Raw genomic sequence first — 13,887 nt, forward strand, 5'->3', positions numbered from 1 at the left:
ACCAGCTTGGCGACCTTCGCCGCCTCCTTGGCCTGCGCGTCCTTCGCATCCGCCTTCTTGCCGTGGGCGACGGAGACAGCCGCGGGCTTGGCCTCGTGCACCGGAGCGGCATGCGCCGGGGTCGGGGCCAGCGTGGCGGCGGCAGCGGCGGCACCGGCGGTGGCGATACCGGCGACGGTGTACTTGCGGAAGCGGGTGGCGGTGAAGGTGGTGGCAGTCATGGCGTACCTCTCTACGGGGGACATCGTGGGGAGGCCGACAGGCTGTCGGCGGCAGCACCCGCAGGTGCTGCTCGACGCGGCTGGCGCGTCGCGGGGCCGGTGTCAGGCTCAGGCGAGAAAAACTCCCGCCTGTGTCCGGCGCTGGCTCCCCGGTACGTCCACCACCCTGGGAACCGGCTCTCCACCGGCGCCAACCTGTGACCTACGAAAGCGGGTAGGAGAAGGGCCGCGACCGGTCACGCCGGCGCGCTGTCCGGGAGGCACGACGGAACCGCTCCCCTACTACCGCGCCTCCGTCGTGACGCAGGTCCTGTGCGGCCCCTCACCACGACGGGCCAGTCTGCCGACGCTGCGGAGTCGCCGGTGCACGGCGGGTGACCGCGGTGGCGCATGCAGAAGGGCATGGCGCGTCGGCGCGCCATGCCCTTGCGGCGGAGTAGTGCGGTCAGTTGCGGACGAGCAGGACGACCACTGCCACGACCAGCGCCAGCACGATCGCGCCGACCCCACGCAGGAGCCGGTGCGAGCGGAGCACGGGCAGCAGTGAGTCCAGGGCGAAGCGTCCCGGTCCGGTGAGGGCGAGCGAGGCGGCACCGAGGGTGAGCAGGAGTTCGTACTCGACGCCCTGGGGGGCGAAGAAGGCGCCCGTCCACTTCACGGCCGTCGCGTTGAGCATGGTGCCGAGGACCGCCGCGGCGGCGAGGGGGGTGAGCAGGCCCACGACGAGGCCGAGTCCGCCGAGGGTCTCGGTGAGCCCGGCCACGGCCGCCATCGCCTTGCCCGCCGGGTAGCCGGCGCTACTGAAGAACTTGCCCGTGCCCTCCAGGCCGCCACCGCCGAACCAGCCGAACAGCTTCTGGGTGCCGTGGGCGGCGACGGTGAGGCCGAGGACGACTCTGAGCAGTGCCAGCCCCACGTCGTGAGCGGTCGACGCGGGGGCGGGAGGGGCGGCGAGCGGGGCCTGGCGGGCGGAGCCGGCGAGAGAGGTGGGGGTCATGGGGGGACGTTCCTTCCGTGACACAGCCGAGTGCGCCGTCCGGCACACCACTGAAGTCGTTCAAATTCGAACGAGGAAGGAGACTACTGGATGGTTCAAATATGAACAAACGCTTAGGATGGGGGCCATGAACGAGGGCACATGGCTGACCGAACCGGAGATGGCCGCCTGGCACGCGTTCCTCGAGGCCAGCAACCGCGTCAACCGCCGCCTGGAGCAGCAGCTCAAGGAGGACGCGGGTCTCTCCCACCCGCAGTACGAGATCCTCGTGCGCCTGGAGGCGGCGCCCGGTCACGAGATCCGCATGACCGAGCTCGCCGAGTCGCTGCTCACGTCCAAAAGCGGCCTCACCTACCAGGTGGGCAGGCTGGAGGCGCGGGGGCTGGTCGACCGGCGCTCCTGCCCGACCGACGAGCGCGGCGTCGTCGCGGCGCTGACCGAGGAGGGGGCGCGGACGCTGCGGGCTGCCGCGCCCGGCCACGTCGCCGCCGTCAGGGAGTCGCTGATCGACGTGCTCAGCCCGCAGGAACTGGACGCGCTCGCCGACGGGCTCGGCCGGGTGGGCCGGCGGTTGCGGCCGCACGGCTGAGCGCGGGGCCCTGGGCCGTGGCACGACCTGCCGCCAGGGGAACTGCCGCGGAAGTGTTCGCCCCGCCCGGCACCCCGCGCCGCCTGCCCGCCCCCAAGGCGTGGCCTCGGGGCGGGCGGGCGGCGTTCACTTGCCGAAGCCCGCGGTGAGACCGCTGAGCAGGTGGCGGCGGCCGACCAGGTAGGCGACCAGCAGCGGCAGCATGGAGAGCACGACGGCGGCGGTGGTGGCGGGCACGTCCACGCCGTGTTGGCCCTGGAAGTTCCACAGGCCGAGCGTCAGGGTGCGCAGGGAGTCGGACTGGGTCAGCACCAGCGGGAAGATGAAGCCGTTCCAGGCGCCGAGTGCGGTGTAGATGCCCACGGTGACCAGGCCCGGCCGGGTCAGCGGCAGCACCAGGGAGCGCAGGACGCGCCGGGCGTCGGCGCCGTCGACGGTCATCGCCTCGTACAGTTCGCCGGGGATGTCGCGCATGGTGCTGGTGAGGACCAGGATCGCCATCGGCAGCGCGAACGCGGCGGAGGGCAGGACGACGGCGGTGAGGGTGTCGTACAGCTTCAGCCGGGTGATGAGCAGGTAGACCGGCACGATCGTCGCCTGGGCGGGGATCGCCAGGCCCATGAGCATGAGCGAGAAGCCGCCGGAGACGAAACGGCTGCGGCTGCGCACGATGGCGTACGCGGCTGGCAGTGCCAGCACCAGGACGAGCGCCACCGTGCAGACGGTGACGACGACGTTGTTCCACAGGTACGTGCCGAAGCCGGACTCCAGCACCGTGCGGTAGTTGGAGAGCACCGGGTGGGTGGGGGCAGCCAGCGGCCCCGCGTCGAGGTAGTCGCTCTTCTCCCGCAGGCTGGAGGCGAGCACGTAGTACAACGGCACGCCGACGACGACCAGCCAGAGCAGCGCACCGAAGCCACCGAGCACGTCGGGGCGGCGGGCGCGCCCCCGCCTGCGCCGCCCGGCCCCCCGGGGAGCGGACGGTCCCCGTCGCGCCGGTGCGGTGGGGGCCGGCGCCGTGGTGGGCGGGGCCGGGGTGGGGGCGTTGGCGGTCACAGGCCCTCCCGTTGGCTGGCCATCCGCCGGAAGCCGGTGACCCGGACGACCAGCAGGGAAAGGGTGGTTCCGGCAACCAGCAGGAGGACGGCCAGGACGCTGGCGTAGCCCATGTCGAAGCTGGAGAAACCGGTCAGGTACATGTGCAGTGGCAGGAGGCGGGTCGCGGTGCCCGGTCCGCCGTTGGTCAGGATGAGGACGATGTCGAAGTAGGTCAGCGAGCCGACCAGCATCAGCACCGAGGAGGTGACGATGGTGTTGCGCAGCTGGGGCACGGTGACCGAGCGGAACTGGCGCCACCGCCCCGCGCCGTCGAGGGTGGCGGCCTCGTAGAGCTGCACCGGGATCTGCCGGGTGGCGGCCTGGTAGAGCAGCGTGTGGAAGGGGGTGAACTGCCAGGTGACGACGGCCATCACGGTCCACAGGGCCAGCGAGGGATCGCCGATGAAGTTGCCGTCGGGCACGCCCAGCCAGGGGCCCACGAGGTGGGCGAGACCGAAGTTGGGGTCCAGCAGGGCGCTGAAGAGCAGGGCGATGGCGGCGCTCGACATCAGCAGCGGGACGAAGAAGATGGTGCCCAGGACCGCCCGGGAGCGGTGCGGGCCTGCGCACCACACGCCCAGCGGCAGGCAGATGACCGTCTGCACCAGCCAGGTGACGACGGTCAGCAGGAGCGAGACCCGCAGGCTGTGGCCCAGTTGGGGGTCGTGCAGCAGCCGGGCCCAGTTGGCGCCGCCGGCCCAGTGGGGCGAGCCGAGGCCGTTCCAGTCGCAGAAGCTGAGCAGCACCACCAGTGCCATGGGCACCACGGCGAAGAGGACGAAGTAGAGCAGCGCCGGGACGGCCCAGATCGCTCCGGGCCTCCCGTCGCTGCGGCGCGTGCCGGCCGGGCTCACTTGGCTTCCATCGCTTCGGTGAACTGCTTGGGGCTCATCTGCTTGTTGAAGACCTGCTGCAGGTTGGTGAGGAGGGTCTGGGCGGTCTTGGGCGCGAGGGCCTGGTCCCAGGACTGGGCGAACGAGGGGGCCTGCTTGACCAGGTCGTAGACGAAGGTGGTGTACGCGGCGTTGGGGCCGGTGGAGAGCTGCTTCTCGATGCCGGCGACGCCCGGCACCTGGCCGATGGAGATCAGTTTGCTGACGTAGTCCGGCGCGGCGACCGTCTTCTTCACGAAGTCGACGGCGTCGGACTTGTGGTGGGAGCCGGCACTGACGGAGAAGAAGTTGGACGGGTTGCCGACCAGGTTCTTCGGGTCGCCCTTGCCGCCGGAGACCGCGGGGAAGGTGGTGAAGCCGAGCTTGCCGTCCTTGACGAAGTCGGGGGCGGTGGCGAGTTGGGCGGCGTACTCCCAGGAGCCCATCAGCTCCATGCCGGCGCGTCCCTTGGCCAGGAGCGCGTCGGCGCCTCCGGAGTCCTGGCCGACCGAACCGTAGTTGGTACCGAAGGCGCCCCGGTCCACCAGGTCCCGGATCATCTGGAGCGAGGTGAGCACCGCGGGGTCCTGCCAGGCGCCGGCCTTGCCCTGCTGGATCGCCTGGAACTTCGCCGGCCCCCCGACGCGGTCCAGGAGGTACTCCAGCCACATCAGCTCCGTCCACGACTGCGAACCGGCCAGGGCGATCGGGGTGACCTTCTTGGCCTTCATCCGGTCGACGTCGGTCAGGAGCTCCTTCCAGGTGGCGGGGGCCCGCTTGATCCCGGCCTTGGCGAAGACGTCCTTGTTGTAGAAGAGCGCGACCGGCTGGACACCCTCCATGGGCACCCCGTAGACCTTGCCGCCGACCTCGCCGCCCGCGAAGACGCTGGGCAGGAACTTCTTCCGGAAGTCCGCGTCGAGGTCCCCGGAGAGGTCGGCGACGTGTCCGGACTTCACGTACGTCGAGAGGTTGCCGCCGCCCCAGTTGAGGAAGACGTCGGGCGCGTTGGGCGAGCCCAGCGCCGTCTGCAGCTTCTGCTTGTACGGGTCGTTGGAGAAGGTCTGCAGGGACGCGGCGGCACCGTCGGTCGCGTCGTTGTACTTCTTCACGGTGCTCTTCTGCACCGGGTTCAGAGCGGTGTCCTGCAGACCCCACACCGTCATCTGCGACCCGCCCGCGGTGCCGGGGCCGCTGCTGCCGCAGGCGGTGGCGAGCAGTAGCAGGGCGGCCAGACCGGTTGCTGCGACGCTCGTGCGGGCGACGCGGGGCAAGGGGGCACGCTTCATCGTCGAACACGCTCCTTCCGGGGACCGTCCGGCCCCGGTTACGGAAAGTCGAGAGAAACTTTCTGAGCGCCGAACGTAGAAGTTTCTGTAGTGTTGCGTCAACGGGCCTGTCGATAACGGAGTGGTGACGGAGTCGCCCCGAAACTCCCGGACGACGGCAGAAGTTGGCGGGCCGGGACCGTACCGCCGGACCCCGCGGGACGCGGGACGGGGAGTCGACAGAGAGGTGAGGCGTGGTCGAGACGGGACGCAGGAACACCGCCGCGGCGGCAGGCGGGGCGGACACCTCCCGCGTGACCATCGCCGAGATCGCCCGCGAGGCGGGGGTGTCGACACCCACCGTCTCCAAGGTCCTCAACGGGCGCAGCCAGGTCTCGGCCGCCACCCGCGAGAAGGTGGAGGCACTACTGGAGAGCCACAACTACCTGCGGCGCCGGGCCCGCCCGGCCCGGTCGGTGGGGCTGGTCGACCTCGTCGTCAACGAACTCGACAGCCCCTGGTCGGTGGAGGTGCTGCACGGCGTGGAGGAGGTGGCGACCGAGCACGGGGCGGGGGTGGTGGTCACCGCGGTCCACCGCCGGCCCACCGACGTCCTGCGCTGGCTGGACAACCTCGCCCAGCGCGGGTCCGACGGCGTCATCCTCGCCGTGACCGCCCTCGCCCCGGGGCAGTTCCGCAAGATCCAGGAACTGCGTACCCCGCTGGTCGTGGTCGACCCGGTGGGCGACCCGGAGCCGGACATCCCGTCCGTGGGCGCCACCAACTGGCACGGCGGTCTGGCCGCCACCCGGCACCTGCTCGACCTCGGGCACCGGCGCATCGCCATCCTCACCGGCCCGGACGACGTGCTGTGCTCCCGCGCCCGCCTGGACGGCTACCGGGCGGCACTGGAGAGTGCGGGCGTCACGGTGGACCCGTGCCTGGTGCGGCCCGGGGACTTCCACCACGAGACGGGCTACCACGCGATGCGCGAGCTGCTGGACCTGCCCGAGCCGCCGACGGCCGTCTTCGCCTGCAGCGACCTGCAGGCACTCGGCGCCTATGAGGCGGTACGGCAGGCAGGCCGCCAGGTGGGGCGTGACGTCAGCGTCGTGGGCTTCGACGACCTGCCCACCGCCGCCTGGGCCTCCCCTCCCCTGACGACCGTCCGGCAGCCTCTGGGCGAGATGGCCGCCATGGCCGCACGCCTGGTCCTGGAGGGCATGACGGCGGTGCTGCCCGGCGGCACGCAGCGCCTGGAACTCGCCACCCACCTGATCCGGCGCGAGAGCACCGCGCCGCCGCCCTGAACCCGGTCAGCCGCACCGCCCAGGTCTCCCACCCGTGGGCCACTTCTGCGGAACCACCGAAACATACGGAAAACCCAGCGACACCTTCCCGGTAATTCCGCCACAACTTTCCTACGGTGAAGGACAGGAGGGTAGGCGGATCGGGCCCGCCGCCGGCAGGACCGGGGAACCCCCACGAGGCGCACGGCATCCTGGAACCCATGACCGCCTCACCACACCCCACGCTCGCCGAGGACCTCCTGCTGCTCGGCCTCGACCCCGACCGCTCCCGACGGCTCGTCCAGGCCCGCCACCTGAGCTGGGGGGTGGCCGGCGCCGCGCTGGCCGAACTGGCGCTGCGCGGCGCGGTCGAGGAGCGGGGCGGTCGCGTGGTCGTGGTCAACCCCCTGCCGGTGGGGCAGCCGCTCCTCGACGCGGCGCTGGCCGAGCTCTCCGTCGGCAAGAAGGGCGGCGACCGGCCGAAGGCCTGGGTGCGCGGGCACGCCGAGTGGCTGGAGAACCTCGCCCTGGACGGCCTCGTCGGCAGGGGGGTGGTGGACGTGGAGGAGCGTCGCGTCCTGGGCGTCTTCCCCAGCACCCGGCTGCACGTGCAGGACCCGGCCGCGCACGCGGCGGTGCTGGCGGCCTTCCACAGCGGCAGCCGGCCGGGCGCCGGCCGACGTGCCGCCGTGCTGGCCGCTCTGGCGTCGGCGGTGGAGCTGCCCCGGCGCCTCGGTGTCCCCTGGCGCACGCGACGCGAACTCGCCGGACTTGCCCGCACGCAGTGGCCCGCCCTCGCGGTGCACCGGCTGGTGGCCGCGGACAACGCGTCGGCGGCGGGGTGAACCTGCCCGGGGCCGCTCCTCCCCCGGGGGCCGCTCCTCCCCTCCGGGCGAGGAGCCCGGCTCAGGCGGTGTCGCGGACCGTCCGGAACCCGACGTTTCCGCTGGAGCTGTCGGCCGTGTTGGCGGTGCGTGCGGCGACGCGGTAGCGGTTGCAGTAGGACTCGTGGCACAGGTACGACCCGCCGCGCATCGCCCGCAGGTCGGTGCTGTCCGGGTGCCAGCGGTCGGCGGACCACTCCCAGACGTTGCCCGCCGTGTTGTACAGGCCGAAGCCGTTGGGGGCGTAGGTGTCCACCGGCGCCGTGCCGGCGTAGCCGTCCTCCCGGGTGTTGCGGAAGGGGAAGGAACCCTGCCAGATGTTGCAGCGGTGCTCACCGCCCGGGGTGAGTTCGTCCCCCCACGGGTAGCGGGCCTGGTCCAGGCCGCCGCGGGCGGCGTACTCCCACTCCGCCTCGGTCGGCAGCCTGCTTCCCTCCCAGGCACAGAAGGCCGCGGCGTCGCCCCAGGTCACGTGGGTGACGGGGTGGTCCCAGCGGTCCTCGACCCCGCTGCCGGGCCCCTCGGGCGCGTACCAGGCGGCGCCCCGCACACCGCACCACCACGGGGTGGCCTCGGGACGCGGCGAGATCCGGCGCAGCCGGCCGGGAAGGAAGGAGGCGAAGACGTAGCTCCAGCCGAAGGACTCCGCCTCGGTGCGGTGTCCGGTGGCGTCGACGAAGGCGGCGAAGCGGGCGACGGTCACGGCGTGGGCGTCGATCGCGAAGGCACCGACCGTGACCTCGCGCACCGGGCCCTCGCCGTCGCCGGGGTTGGCGTCGGCGTCCTCCCCGCCCATCCGGAAGGAGCCGCCCGGCAGCGCCACGCGGGCCCGGTGGGCGTCGCGCAGGGGACCGGGCGGGGACGGTGCCGCAGTCTGCCGCGCGCCGTCCTCCCCGGTGTCCCCGCCGCTGCGGGCGGGGGCGCAGCAGGCCGGTGGCGTGGGCTGCGCACCCCCGGCCGCGGGCGAGGCCGCGCAGCTCATCCGCGTTCCTGCGCCGGCTGCGGCTTCTCGAAGGAGGAGAGGGTGGTGTCGTAGTCGGTGGCGACGTCGTACATCGGTGTCATCCAGTGGTAGAAGTTGTCGCCCCGCTCCCGCAGCAGGTCGTACAGGCGTCGGGTGAGGTCCTCGCGCACGGTGCGCAGTGCGGGGTCCTGGTAGCGGTTGTGGAGCTCGTCGGGGTCGGCCCGGAGGTCGTAGAGCTCGTTGTGCGACTCGGGGTTGACCACCAGCTTGTGGTGGCGGGTGCGCAGCATGCGCTGGGGGTAGGGGAAGTGGTGGCCGTGGAACTCGGCGAGGTGGTGGTCGGCCCACTCGGGGTGCTCACCGCGGGCCAGCGGGAGCAGGGAGCGGCTGTCCACGGCCGGTGCGGTGTCGGCGCCGGCGAGGTCCAGGATGGTGGCGGTGCAGTCGGTGAGCGAGACGAACTCCTCGCGGACCTGCCCCTGCGGGGCCCCGGGGACGCGCAGCAGGCCGGGTATGCGGTAGATGTCCTCGTACATCGCCGGGCCCTTGTCGTGCAGTCGGTGGGCCCCGGTGAACTCGCCGTGGTCGGCGGTGAAGAAGACGGCGGTGCGGTCCTGGAGGCCGAGTTCACGCATCGCGTCGAGGATGCGGCCGATCTGCCGGTCGATGAGGGTGACGTAGCCCCAGTAGACGGCGACGAGTTTGCGGCTCTCCTCCAGCGGCATGGTGTCGAAGGCCCACAGCTTGCTGTAGTTGCTCTGCACCGGGGGCTTGGCGGCGAAGGTCTCGTTGACCGAGGCGGGGAGTTCGACGAGTGAGGGGTCGTACATGTCGTAGTACTCGTCGGGGAGGATGTAGGGCAGGTGGGGCCCGAAGAAGTGGGTGGCCAGGAAGAACGGCCGCCCCTCGCCGCCCTGTTCCTCCTGGGCGTAGCGGTGCAGCTGCTCGATGGTGCGGGTGGCCAGGTAGTGCTCGAAGGTGGCCTCGACGGGCTGGTGGAGGCGAGCCGCGAGCAGGTTGCCGGGGCTGCCGTTGGGGGTGGTGCCGCGCACGAGGTCGGTGATGCGGTACGGCGGGAGGTCCCGCTCCGCCAGGTAGGCGAGGTAGTCGGGGTGGTCGACGGGGTTGTGCCAGCCCGGCAGGGAGGGGCCGTCGAAGCCGTAGTCCGCCGCGGTGCGCTCGACCCCGCCGTGCCACTTGCCCATCAGGCCGAGGTTGTACCCGTCGGCGCGCAGCTGCTCGGAGAAGGTGAACTGGCCGTCGGCGAGGTCCTCCAGGTAGCCGACGTTGCGTTCGTAGTTGGCCAGCAGCTTGTGGCGGAAGGGCGCGGCACCGGTGAGGAGGCTGGCCCGGGCCGGGGTGCAGATGGCGGTGGGGGTGTAGAAGCTCTCGAAGCGGGTCCCCTCCGCGGCGAGGCGGTCCAGGTGCGGCGTCGACACATGAGGGTTGCCGTAACAGCCGAGGGTGTCCACACGGTGCTGGTCCGTCATGAGGAAGAGCATGTTGTGCCGCACGTCGGGGCCTTTCGGGTCGTTCACTGCGCGTTCCGGGCATGGGCGGGGGCGAGGGGGTCGTCGTCGGGGGCGGCGTCCGCCCCCGGGGTGACGGGGGCGGTGTAACCGGCGAGGAGCGGGGACTCCTGGAGGACGAGGGCGAGGCCGCCGAGTGCCCCGCCGCGGTCGCCGAGGGCTGCGGGCAGCAGGGCGGTGCCGCTGTGCACCCGGCCGGGGGTGTGGTGGCGGAAGACGGCCGCCACCGGGCCGAGGAAGGCGGGGCCGAGGCCGGCGACCTCGCCACCCAGCACAACCCGTTGCGGGTTGACCGTGTTGCAGGCGGCCGCGAGGGCCAGTCCCACCGCGCGGGAGGCGCGCTCCACGGCGGCGCAGGCCCGCTCCTCCCCGGCGTCCAGGGCCTGGCGCAGGCGGTCCCAGCTCCGGCGGCCGGAGGCGCGCAGCAACGCGGGAACCGACGCGGTCAGTTCCATGCAGCCGTGTCCGCCGCACCAGCAGCGGGGGCCGTCGGGGTCGACGGCGATGTGGCCGATCTCGGCGGCGGCGCCACGGGCACCGCGGAAGAGCCTGCCGCCGGTGACGAGTCCGCCGCCGACGCCGTAGGAGAGGGAGACGTAGAGCACCTCGCCGGTGCCACGGGCGGCTCCCCAGATCGCCTCGGCCAGGGCGGCCAGCCGGCTGTTGTTGTCGGCCAGGACGGGGACCTGGAGCAGTTCGGCCACCGTGTCGGCGACGAGCTGCCGGTGCCGGGGGACGACCGGCCCGTCGGGCGCCGCGGCCTGCGCGCTCACCGCCCGCCGGGTGGTCTCGCCCGGCCCCGGGGTGCCGACGCCCACGCCGGTGACCGCCGAGAGGTCGATGCCCTCGTCCCGCGCCAGGTCGCGGACCACCTCCACGGCGAGGGCTGCGCCGGCCCGGGCGTCGGCCCGGGCGGGGCGGTGGGCACCGCCGACCGCCTTGACCTCGTGGGCGGCGTCGGCGATGACCACCTTGATGCGTTCGCGGCCGACCTCGATGCCGACGGCCTGTGCGGAGCGGGGGTTGAGTGCCAGGAGCTGGGTCGGGCGCCCGCGGCCGCCGGCCTCCGTCCGTGGTCCGGCCTCCTCCACCAGGACGCCGTCGTGCAGCAGACGGGAGACGATTCCGGAGAGGGTGGTCCGGGACAGGCCGGTCAGGGCTGCGAGGTCGGCGCGGCTGCGGGGCCCGTGGGTGCGCAGCTCACCGAGTACGCGTGCGACGTTGCTCTGCCGCAGCTGCCGCAGGGCTGACTGGTGGGTGACCGCTGGCATGCCCGCATCGTCCGCCCCGCTCGTCATTTATGTCAACAGCTCGCACGTAATTCGATCCAGCTTGTCCGGGCCCCTTGAAATATGACGAGGCCCTGACGTTAATGAGGACGGAGCACGACGAGGTGCCGCAGTCCTTCGCGACCTGTGCCCTCGCGGTGGAGCGGTGTTCCCTCCCCCTTCCGGCCCTGAGAGCGAAGGTTCCTCATGCGCGCATCACCCGTCGACCGCGGAGCATCCACGCAGACCGGGGCCCCGCTGCCCGCCCGGCCTCCGGCAGCCGGCGGAAGGGCCGCCCTGCTGTACCTCTGCGGTGCCTTCGGGGGGCTGCTGTCCGGTTACGACATGGGCATCGTCGCGGGCGCGCAGCTCTTCATCACGCGTGACCTGCACCTGAGTTCGTGGATGCAGGGTGCGTTCGTCAGCTCGCTCATGATCGGCGCCATCCTGGGCTGCGCGGTGGCGGGTCCCTCGACGGGGCGGTGGGGGCGGCGTCCGGTGCTGCTGAGCGCGGCAGTGGTCTTCGCCGTCGGCGCGCTCGGGATGGCCTCGGCTTCCGGACCCTGGGTGCTGATCGCCTTCCGCACCGCCACCGGCGTGGCCGTCGGCACCGCGTCGGCGACCATTCCGAGCTACCTCTCGGAGCTGGCGCCCACCCGGATACGCGGCCGGGTCAGCTCGATGAACCAGATGATGATCGCGGTGGGCATCTTCAGCTCCTACCTCATCTCCTTCCTGCTCTCCGGCTCCGGGGCCTGGCGCTGGATGCTGGGCCTGGCGGTGGTGCCCGCGGTGCTGCTCTTCCTCGGCATGTGGTTCCAGCCCGAGACCCCGCGCTGGCTGGCGACCCACGATCGCGCCGCGGAGGCGCGGCAGGTGCTGGAGCGGCTGCACGGTCCCGCGGAGGCCGAACGGGAACTTGCGGAGATCGAGCGTGCCGCGCGGCAGCCGAGTGCGGGGGCCCGGGAGCTGCTGAGCGACCGGCGGGTGCGCCGGATGCTGTGGGTGGCGCTGGCCATGGCCGTCGTGCAGCAGGTGATCGGCAGCAACACCATCGTCTTCTACGCGCCGACCATCCTGAAGGCCGCCGGGTTCGGGGACTCGGCCGCGCTCCTCAACAGCGTGGGGCTGGGCGTCCTGTCGATCGTCGTCACCTTCGTCACCGGCCGGGTCGTGGACCGGGTGGGGCGCAAGCCGCTGCTGCTGACCGGCCTGGTGATGATGGTGGTCAGCATGGCCACACTGGGTGCGGTCTTCCAGTTCGGCCTGCTGGACGAGACCGTCGGCCAGGTGACGGCGGTGGTCTGCCTCGCCCTCTTCAAGGCCGCCTACTCGCTGAGCTGGGCACCGCTGCTGTGGGTGATGCTGCCGGAGCTCTTCCCGCTGCGGACCAGGGGCGCGGGGGTGAGTGCGGGCTCGGGTGCCAACTGGGCCGCCAACTTCCTCGTCTCGCTGCTCTTCCCGGTCCTGCTGGCGGCGGGCACCGGCACCGTGTTCGCGCTGTTCGCCGCGATCGGGGTCCTCGCCTTCGCCTTCACCGTCGTCTTCGTCCGGGAGACCACCGGCCGGTCGCTGGAGGAGCTGGAGCTGGCGGACTCCTGACCGTCCCACCGGGTTTGCCTCCGCTTGAACGTCGGCCTCCTTGACGCCGCTTTGGTCCAGTCCAAAGATGACGAGCGCACCTCCCCCCAGCCCCGGCCTCCCCGGCCGGGGCCGTGCCGTCGCGCGCCCCACCGTCCTCGGAAGGACCGGACCATGCGTCGTCGTCCCCCCACCTCCACCACCCGCCGCGCCAGCGCCCTGCGTGCCGCCGTCGGCCTGGCCGCGGCGCTCGGCCTGGCCACCGCCACCGCGGCGACCGCCGCACCCGCGCAGGCCGCCACCTCCAGACCCCTCGCGGCCTCTTCCTTCGCCCCGTACACCGACATGTCGAACAGCCAGGAAGGACTGCTCGACACCGCCATCACCCAGCACGGGGTGCGCACCTTCACCGCCGGTTTCGTCATAGGCAGCGGCTGCAACCAGATCTGGGGCGACACGCTGCCGGTCGGAAACGACTCGTACACCGACCCGCTGATCAGCCGGGCCAAGTCCGAGGGCGCCTCGGTCATCGTCTCCTCCGGTGGCGCCGCGGGACTGCCACTGGCCTGGACCTGTACCGACCAGAGCAAGATCACCGCCGGGTACCAGAAGATCGTCGACTCCTACGGTGCCACCGGCCTCGACTTCGACATCGAGGGTGCGGCCGTGGCGGACAGCGCGTCCATCGCGCGCAACATGGCGGCGGTGAAGTCACTGAAGTCCGCCAACCCGGGGCTGACCGTCTCGGTCACGCTGCCCGTCCTGCCCAGCGGGCTCACCGCGGACGGCGTCGCGATCCTGTCCGCCGCCAAGAGCGCCGGGGTGCGGCTCGACGTCGTCAACATCATGACGATGGACTACTACCAGGGCTCCCAGGACATGGGCCAGGCGGCCATCTCGGCGGCCCAGGCCACGCTGGCCCAGATGCAGTCGGTGGACTCCGGCTACACCTACGCCAACCTCGGCATCACCCCGATGATCGGCGTCAACGACGACGGTTCGACCTTCACCCTGCAGAACGCCGCCACCGTGAAGTCCTGGGCACAGGGCAAGGGGGTGGGACGGTTGTCCTTCTGGTCGGTCAACCGCGACCAGTCCTGCGGCGCCGCGCTGGCGGCCGGCGTCTCTCCCAACGCCTCCTCGACGTGCAGCGGCGTGTCCCAGGGGAAGCTCGCCTTCACCGACGCCTTCGGCGGCTGACGCCCCGCCGCGGGGCCCCCCCGGGACCCCCCCGCCCGGGGGGCGGGCCCCCCCCGCCCCGGAGCCCCCCCACCCGGCGGGCGTAGGGGCCCCGCCCACGACGAAGGGGCCCCATTACCGGGCGGGG

Annotated in this window: 12 protein-coding genes and 1 pseudogene; 5 read left to right on the top strand and 8 right to left on the bottom strand. The window is 72.3% G+C overall.

What is annotated here, in order from left to right; genetic code table 11:
* A pseudogene (locus ACFV3R_RS08360) lies at positions 1 to 221 on the bottom strand (hypothetical protein); the annotation flags it as partial.
* 445 nt (positions 222 to 666) lie between these two features.
* On the bottom strand, positions 667 to 1,218 hold the full coding sequence (locus ACFV3R_RS08365) for a DoxX family protein (protein WP_385577557.1): 552 nt from the start codon (positions 1,216 to 1,218) through the stop codon (positions 667 to 669).
* A gap of 127 nt (positions 1,219 to 1,345) precedes the next feature.
* Here ACFV3R_RS08365 and ACFV3R_RS08370 point away from each other — a divergent pair, with 127 nt between their 5' ends.
* Positions 1,346 to 1,807, top strand: coding sequence for a MarR family winged helix-turn-helix transcriptional regulator (locus tag ACFV3R_RS08370; protein WP_385577560.1), 462 nt, complete (start codon positions 1,346 to 1,348; stop codon positions 1,805 to 1,807).
* Positions 1,808 to 1,933: 126 nt separating this feature from the next.
* On the opposite strand, the gene ACFV3R_RS08375 is transcribed toward ACFV3R_RS08370, so the two are convergent.
* Genes ACFV3R_RS08375 through ACFV3R_RS08385 form a run of 3 tightly spaced genes read right to left on the bottom strand, consistent with a single transcriptional unit; the run spans position 1,934 to position 5,066 of the window.
* Positions 1,934 to 2,863 carry a carbohydrate ABC transporter permease gene (locus ACFV3R_RS08375; RefSeq protein ID WP_385577563.1) on the bottom strand — a complete coding sequence of 310 codons (930 nt, stop codon included), beginning with the start codon at positions 2,861 to 2,863 and terminating at the stop codon, positions 1,934 to 1,936.
* Complete coding sequence (locus tag ACFV3R_RS08380; protein ID WP_385577566.1) at positions 2,860 to 3,759, bottom strand: carbohydrate ABC transporter permease; 900 nt, start codon at positions 3,757 to 3,759, stop codon at positions 2,860 to 2,862. The genes ACFV3R_RS08375 and ACFV3R_RS08380 overlap by 4 nt, the downstream gene beginning before the upstream one ends.
* Positions 3,756 to 5,066, bottom strand: a complete 1,311-nt coding sequence (locus tag ACFV3R_RS08385; protein WP_385577570.1) for an extracellular solute-binding protein — start codon at positions 5,064 to 5,066, stop codon at positions 3,756 to 3,758. The genes ACFV3R_RS08380 and ACFV3R_RS08385 overlap by 4 nt, the downstream gene beginning before the upstream one ends.
* Before the next feature lie 233 nt (positions 5,067 to 5,299).
* Between ACFV3R_RS08385 and ACFV3R_RS08390 the strand changes: the two genes are divergently transcribed.
* A complete protein-coding gene (locus ACFV3R_RS08390) occupies positions 5,300 to 6,355 on the top strand; it encodes a LacI family DNA-binding transcriptional regulator (protein ID WP_385577573.1) in 1,056 nt (351 codons plus the stop codon).
* A 200-nt stretch (positions 6,356 to 6,555) separates the two neighbouring features.
* Entirely contained in the window at positions 6,556 to 7,179 is a 624-nt protein-coding gene (locus ACFV3R_RS08395; protein WP_385577576.1) for a GPP34 family phosphoprotein, read from the top strand.
* Positions 7,180 to 7,240: 61 nt separating this feature from the next.
* Here the strand turns inward: ACFV3R_RS08395 and ACFV3R_RS08400 are convergent, their stop codons facing one another.
* The 3 genes from ACFV3R_RS08400 to ACFV3R_RS08410 are packed head-to-tail and all read right to left on the bottom strand — an operon-like array spanning position 7,241 to position 10,982.
* On the bottom strand, positions 7,241 to 8,200 hold the full coding sequence (locus ACFV3R_RS08400) for a formylglycine-generating enzyme family protein (protein ID WP_385577579.1): 960 nt from the start codon (positions 8,198 to 8,200) through the stop codon (positions 7,241 to 7,243).
* On the bottom strand, positions 8,197 to 9,684 hold the full coding sequence (locus ACFV3R_RS08405; protein WP_385578263.1) for a sulfatase-like hydrolase/transferase: 1,488 nt from the start codon (positions 9,682 to 9,684) through the stop codon (positions 8,197 to 8,199). The genes ACFV3R_RS08400 and ACFV3R_RS08405 overlap by 4 nt, the downstream gene beginning before the upstream one ends.
* 32 nt (positions 9,685 to 9,716) lie before the next feature.
* Positions 9,717 to 10,982: an ROK family protein gene (locus tag ACFV3R_RS08410; RefSeq protein ID WP_385577581.1), complete on the bottom strand. Its 1,266-nt coding sequence runs from the start codon at positions 10,980 to 10,982 to the stop codon at positions 9,717 to 9,719.
* 204 nt (positions 10,983 to 11,186) lie between these two features.
* Here ACFV3R_RS08410 and ACFV3R_RS08415 point away from each other — a divergent pair, with 204 nt between their 5' ends.
* Both ACFV3R_RS08415 and ACFV3R_RS08420 read left to right on the top strand, forming a co-directional pair.
* Positions 11,187 to 12,581 (top strand): sugar porter family MFS transporter, encoded by a 1,395-nt coding sequence (locus tag ACFV3R_RS08415; protein WP_385577584.1) that lies wholly within the window; start codon positions 11,187 to 11,189, stop codon positions 12,579 to 12,581.
* A 153-nt stretch (positions 12,582 to 12,734) separates the two neighbouring features.
* Positions 12,735 to 13,760 (top strand): chitinase, encoded by a 1,026-nt coding sequence (locus tag ACFV3R_RS08420; RefSeq protein ID WP_385577587.1) that lies wholly within the window; start codon positions 12,735 to 12,737, stop codon positions 13,758 to 13,760.
* Positions 13,761 to 13,887: the final 127 nt, after the last annotated feature.

It is taken from the genome of Streptomyces sp. NPDC059740, from assembly GCF_042733155.1.
Lineage (GTDB): Bacteria > Actinomycetota > Actinomycetes > Streptomycetales > Streptomycetaceae > Streptomyces.

Coding starts and splice junctions, on each gene's coding strand:
- ACFV3R_RS08365 (WP_385577557.1), bottom strand. CDS start 1,218: ATGACCCCCACCTCTCTCGCCGGCTCCGCCCGCCAGGCCCCGCTCGCC.
- ACFV3R_RS08370 (WP_385577560.1), top strand. CDS start 1,346: ATGAACGAGGGCACATGGCTGACCGAACCGGAGATGGCCGCCTGGCAC.
- ACFV3R_RS08385 (WP_385577570.1), bottom strand. CDS start 5,066: ATGAAGCGTGCCCCCTTGCCCCGCGTCGCCCGCACGAGCGTCGCAGCA.
- ACFV3R_RS08395 (WP_385577576.1), top strand. CDS start 6,556: ATGACCGCCTCACCACACCCCACGCTCGCCGAGGACCTCCTGCTGCTC.
- ACFV3R_RS08400 (WP_385577579.1), bottom strand. CDS start 8,200: ATGAGCTGCGCGGCCTCGCCCGCGGCCGGGGGTGCGCAGCCCACGCCA.
- ACFV3R_RS08405 (WP_385578263.1), bottom strand. CDS start 9,684: ATGCTCTTCCTCATGACGGACCAGCACCGTGTGGACACCCTCGGCTGT.
- ACFV3R_RS08410 (WP_385577581.1), bottom strand. CDS start 10,982: ATGCCAGCGGTCACCCACCAGTCAGCCCTGCGGCAGCTGCGGCAGAGC.
- ACFV3R_RS08415 (WP_385577584.1), top strand. CDS start 11,187: ATGCGCGCATCACCCGTCGACCGCGGAGCATCCACGCAGACCGGGGCC.
- ACFV3R_RS08420 (WP_385577587.1), top strand. CDS start 12,735: ATGCGTCGTCGTCCCCCCACCTCCACCACCCGCCGCGCCAGCGCCCTG.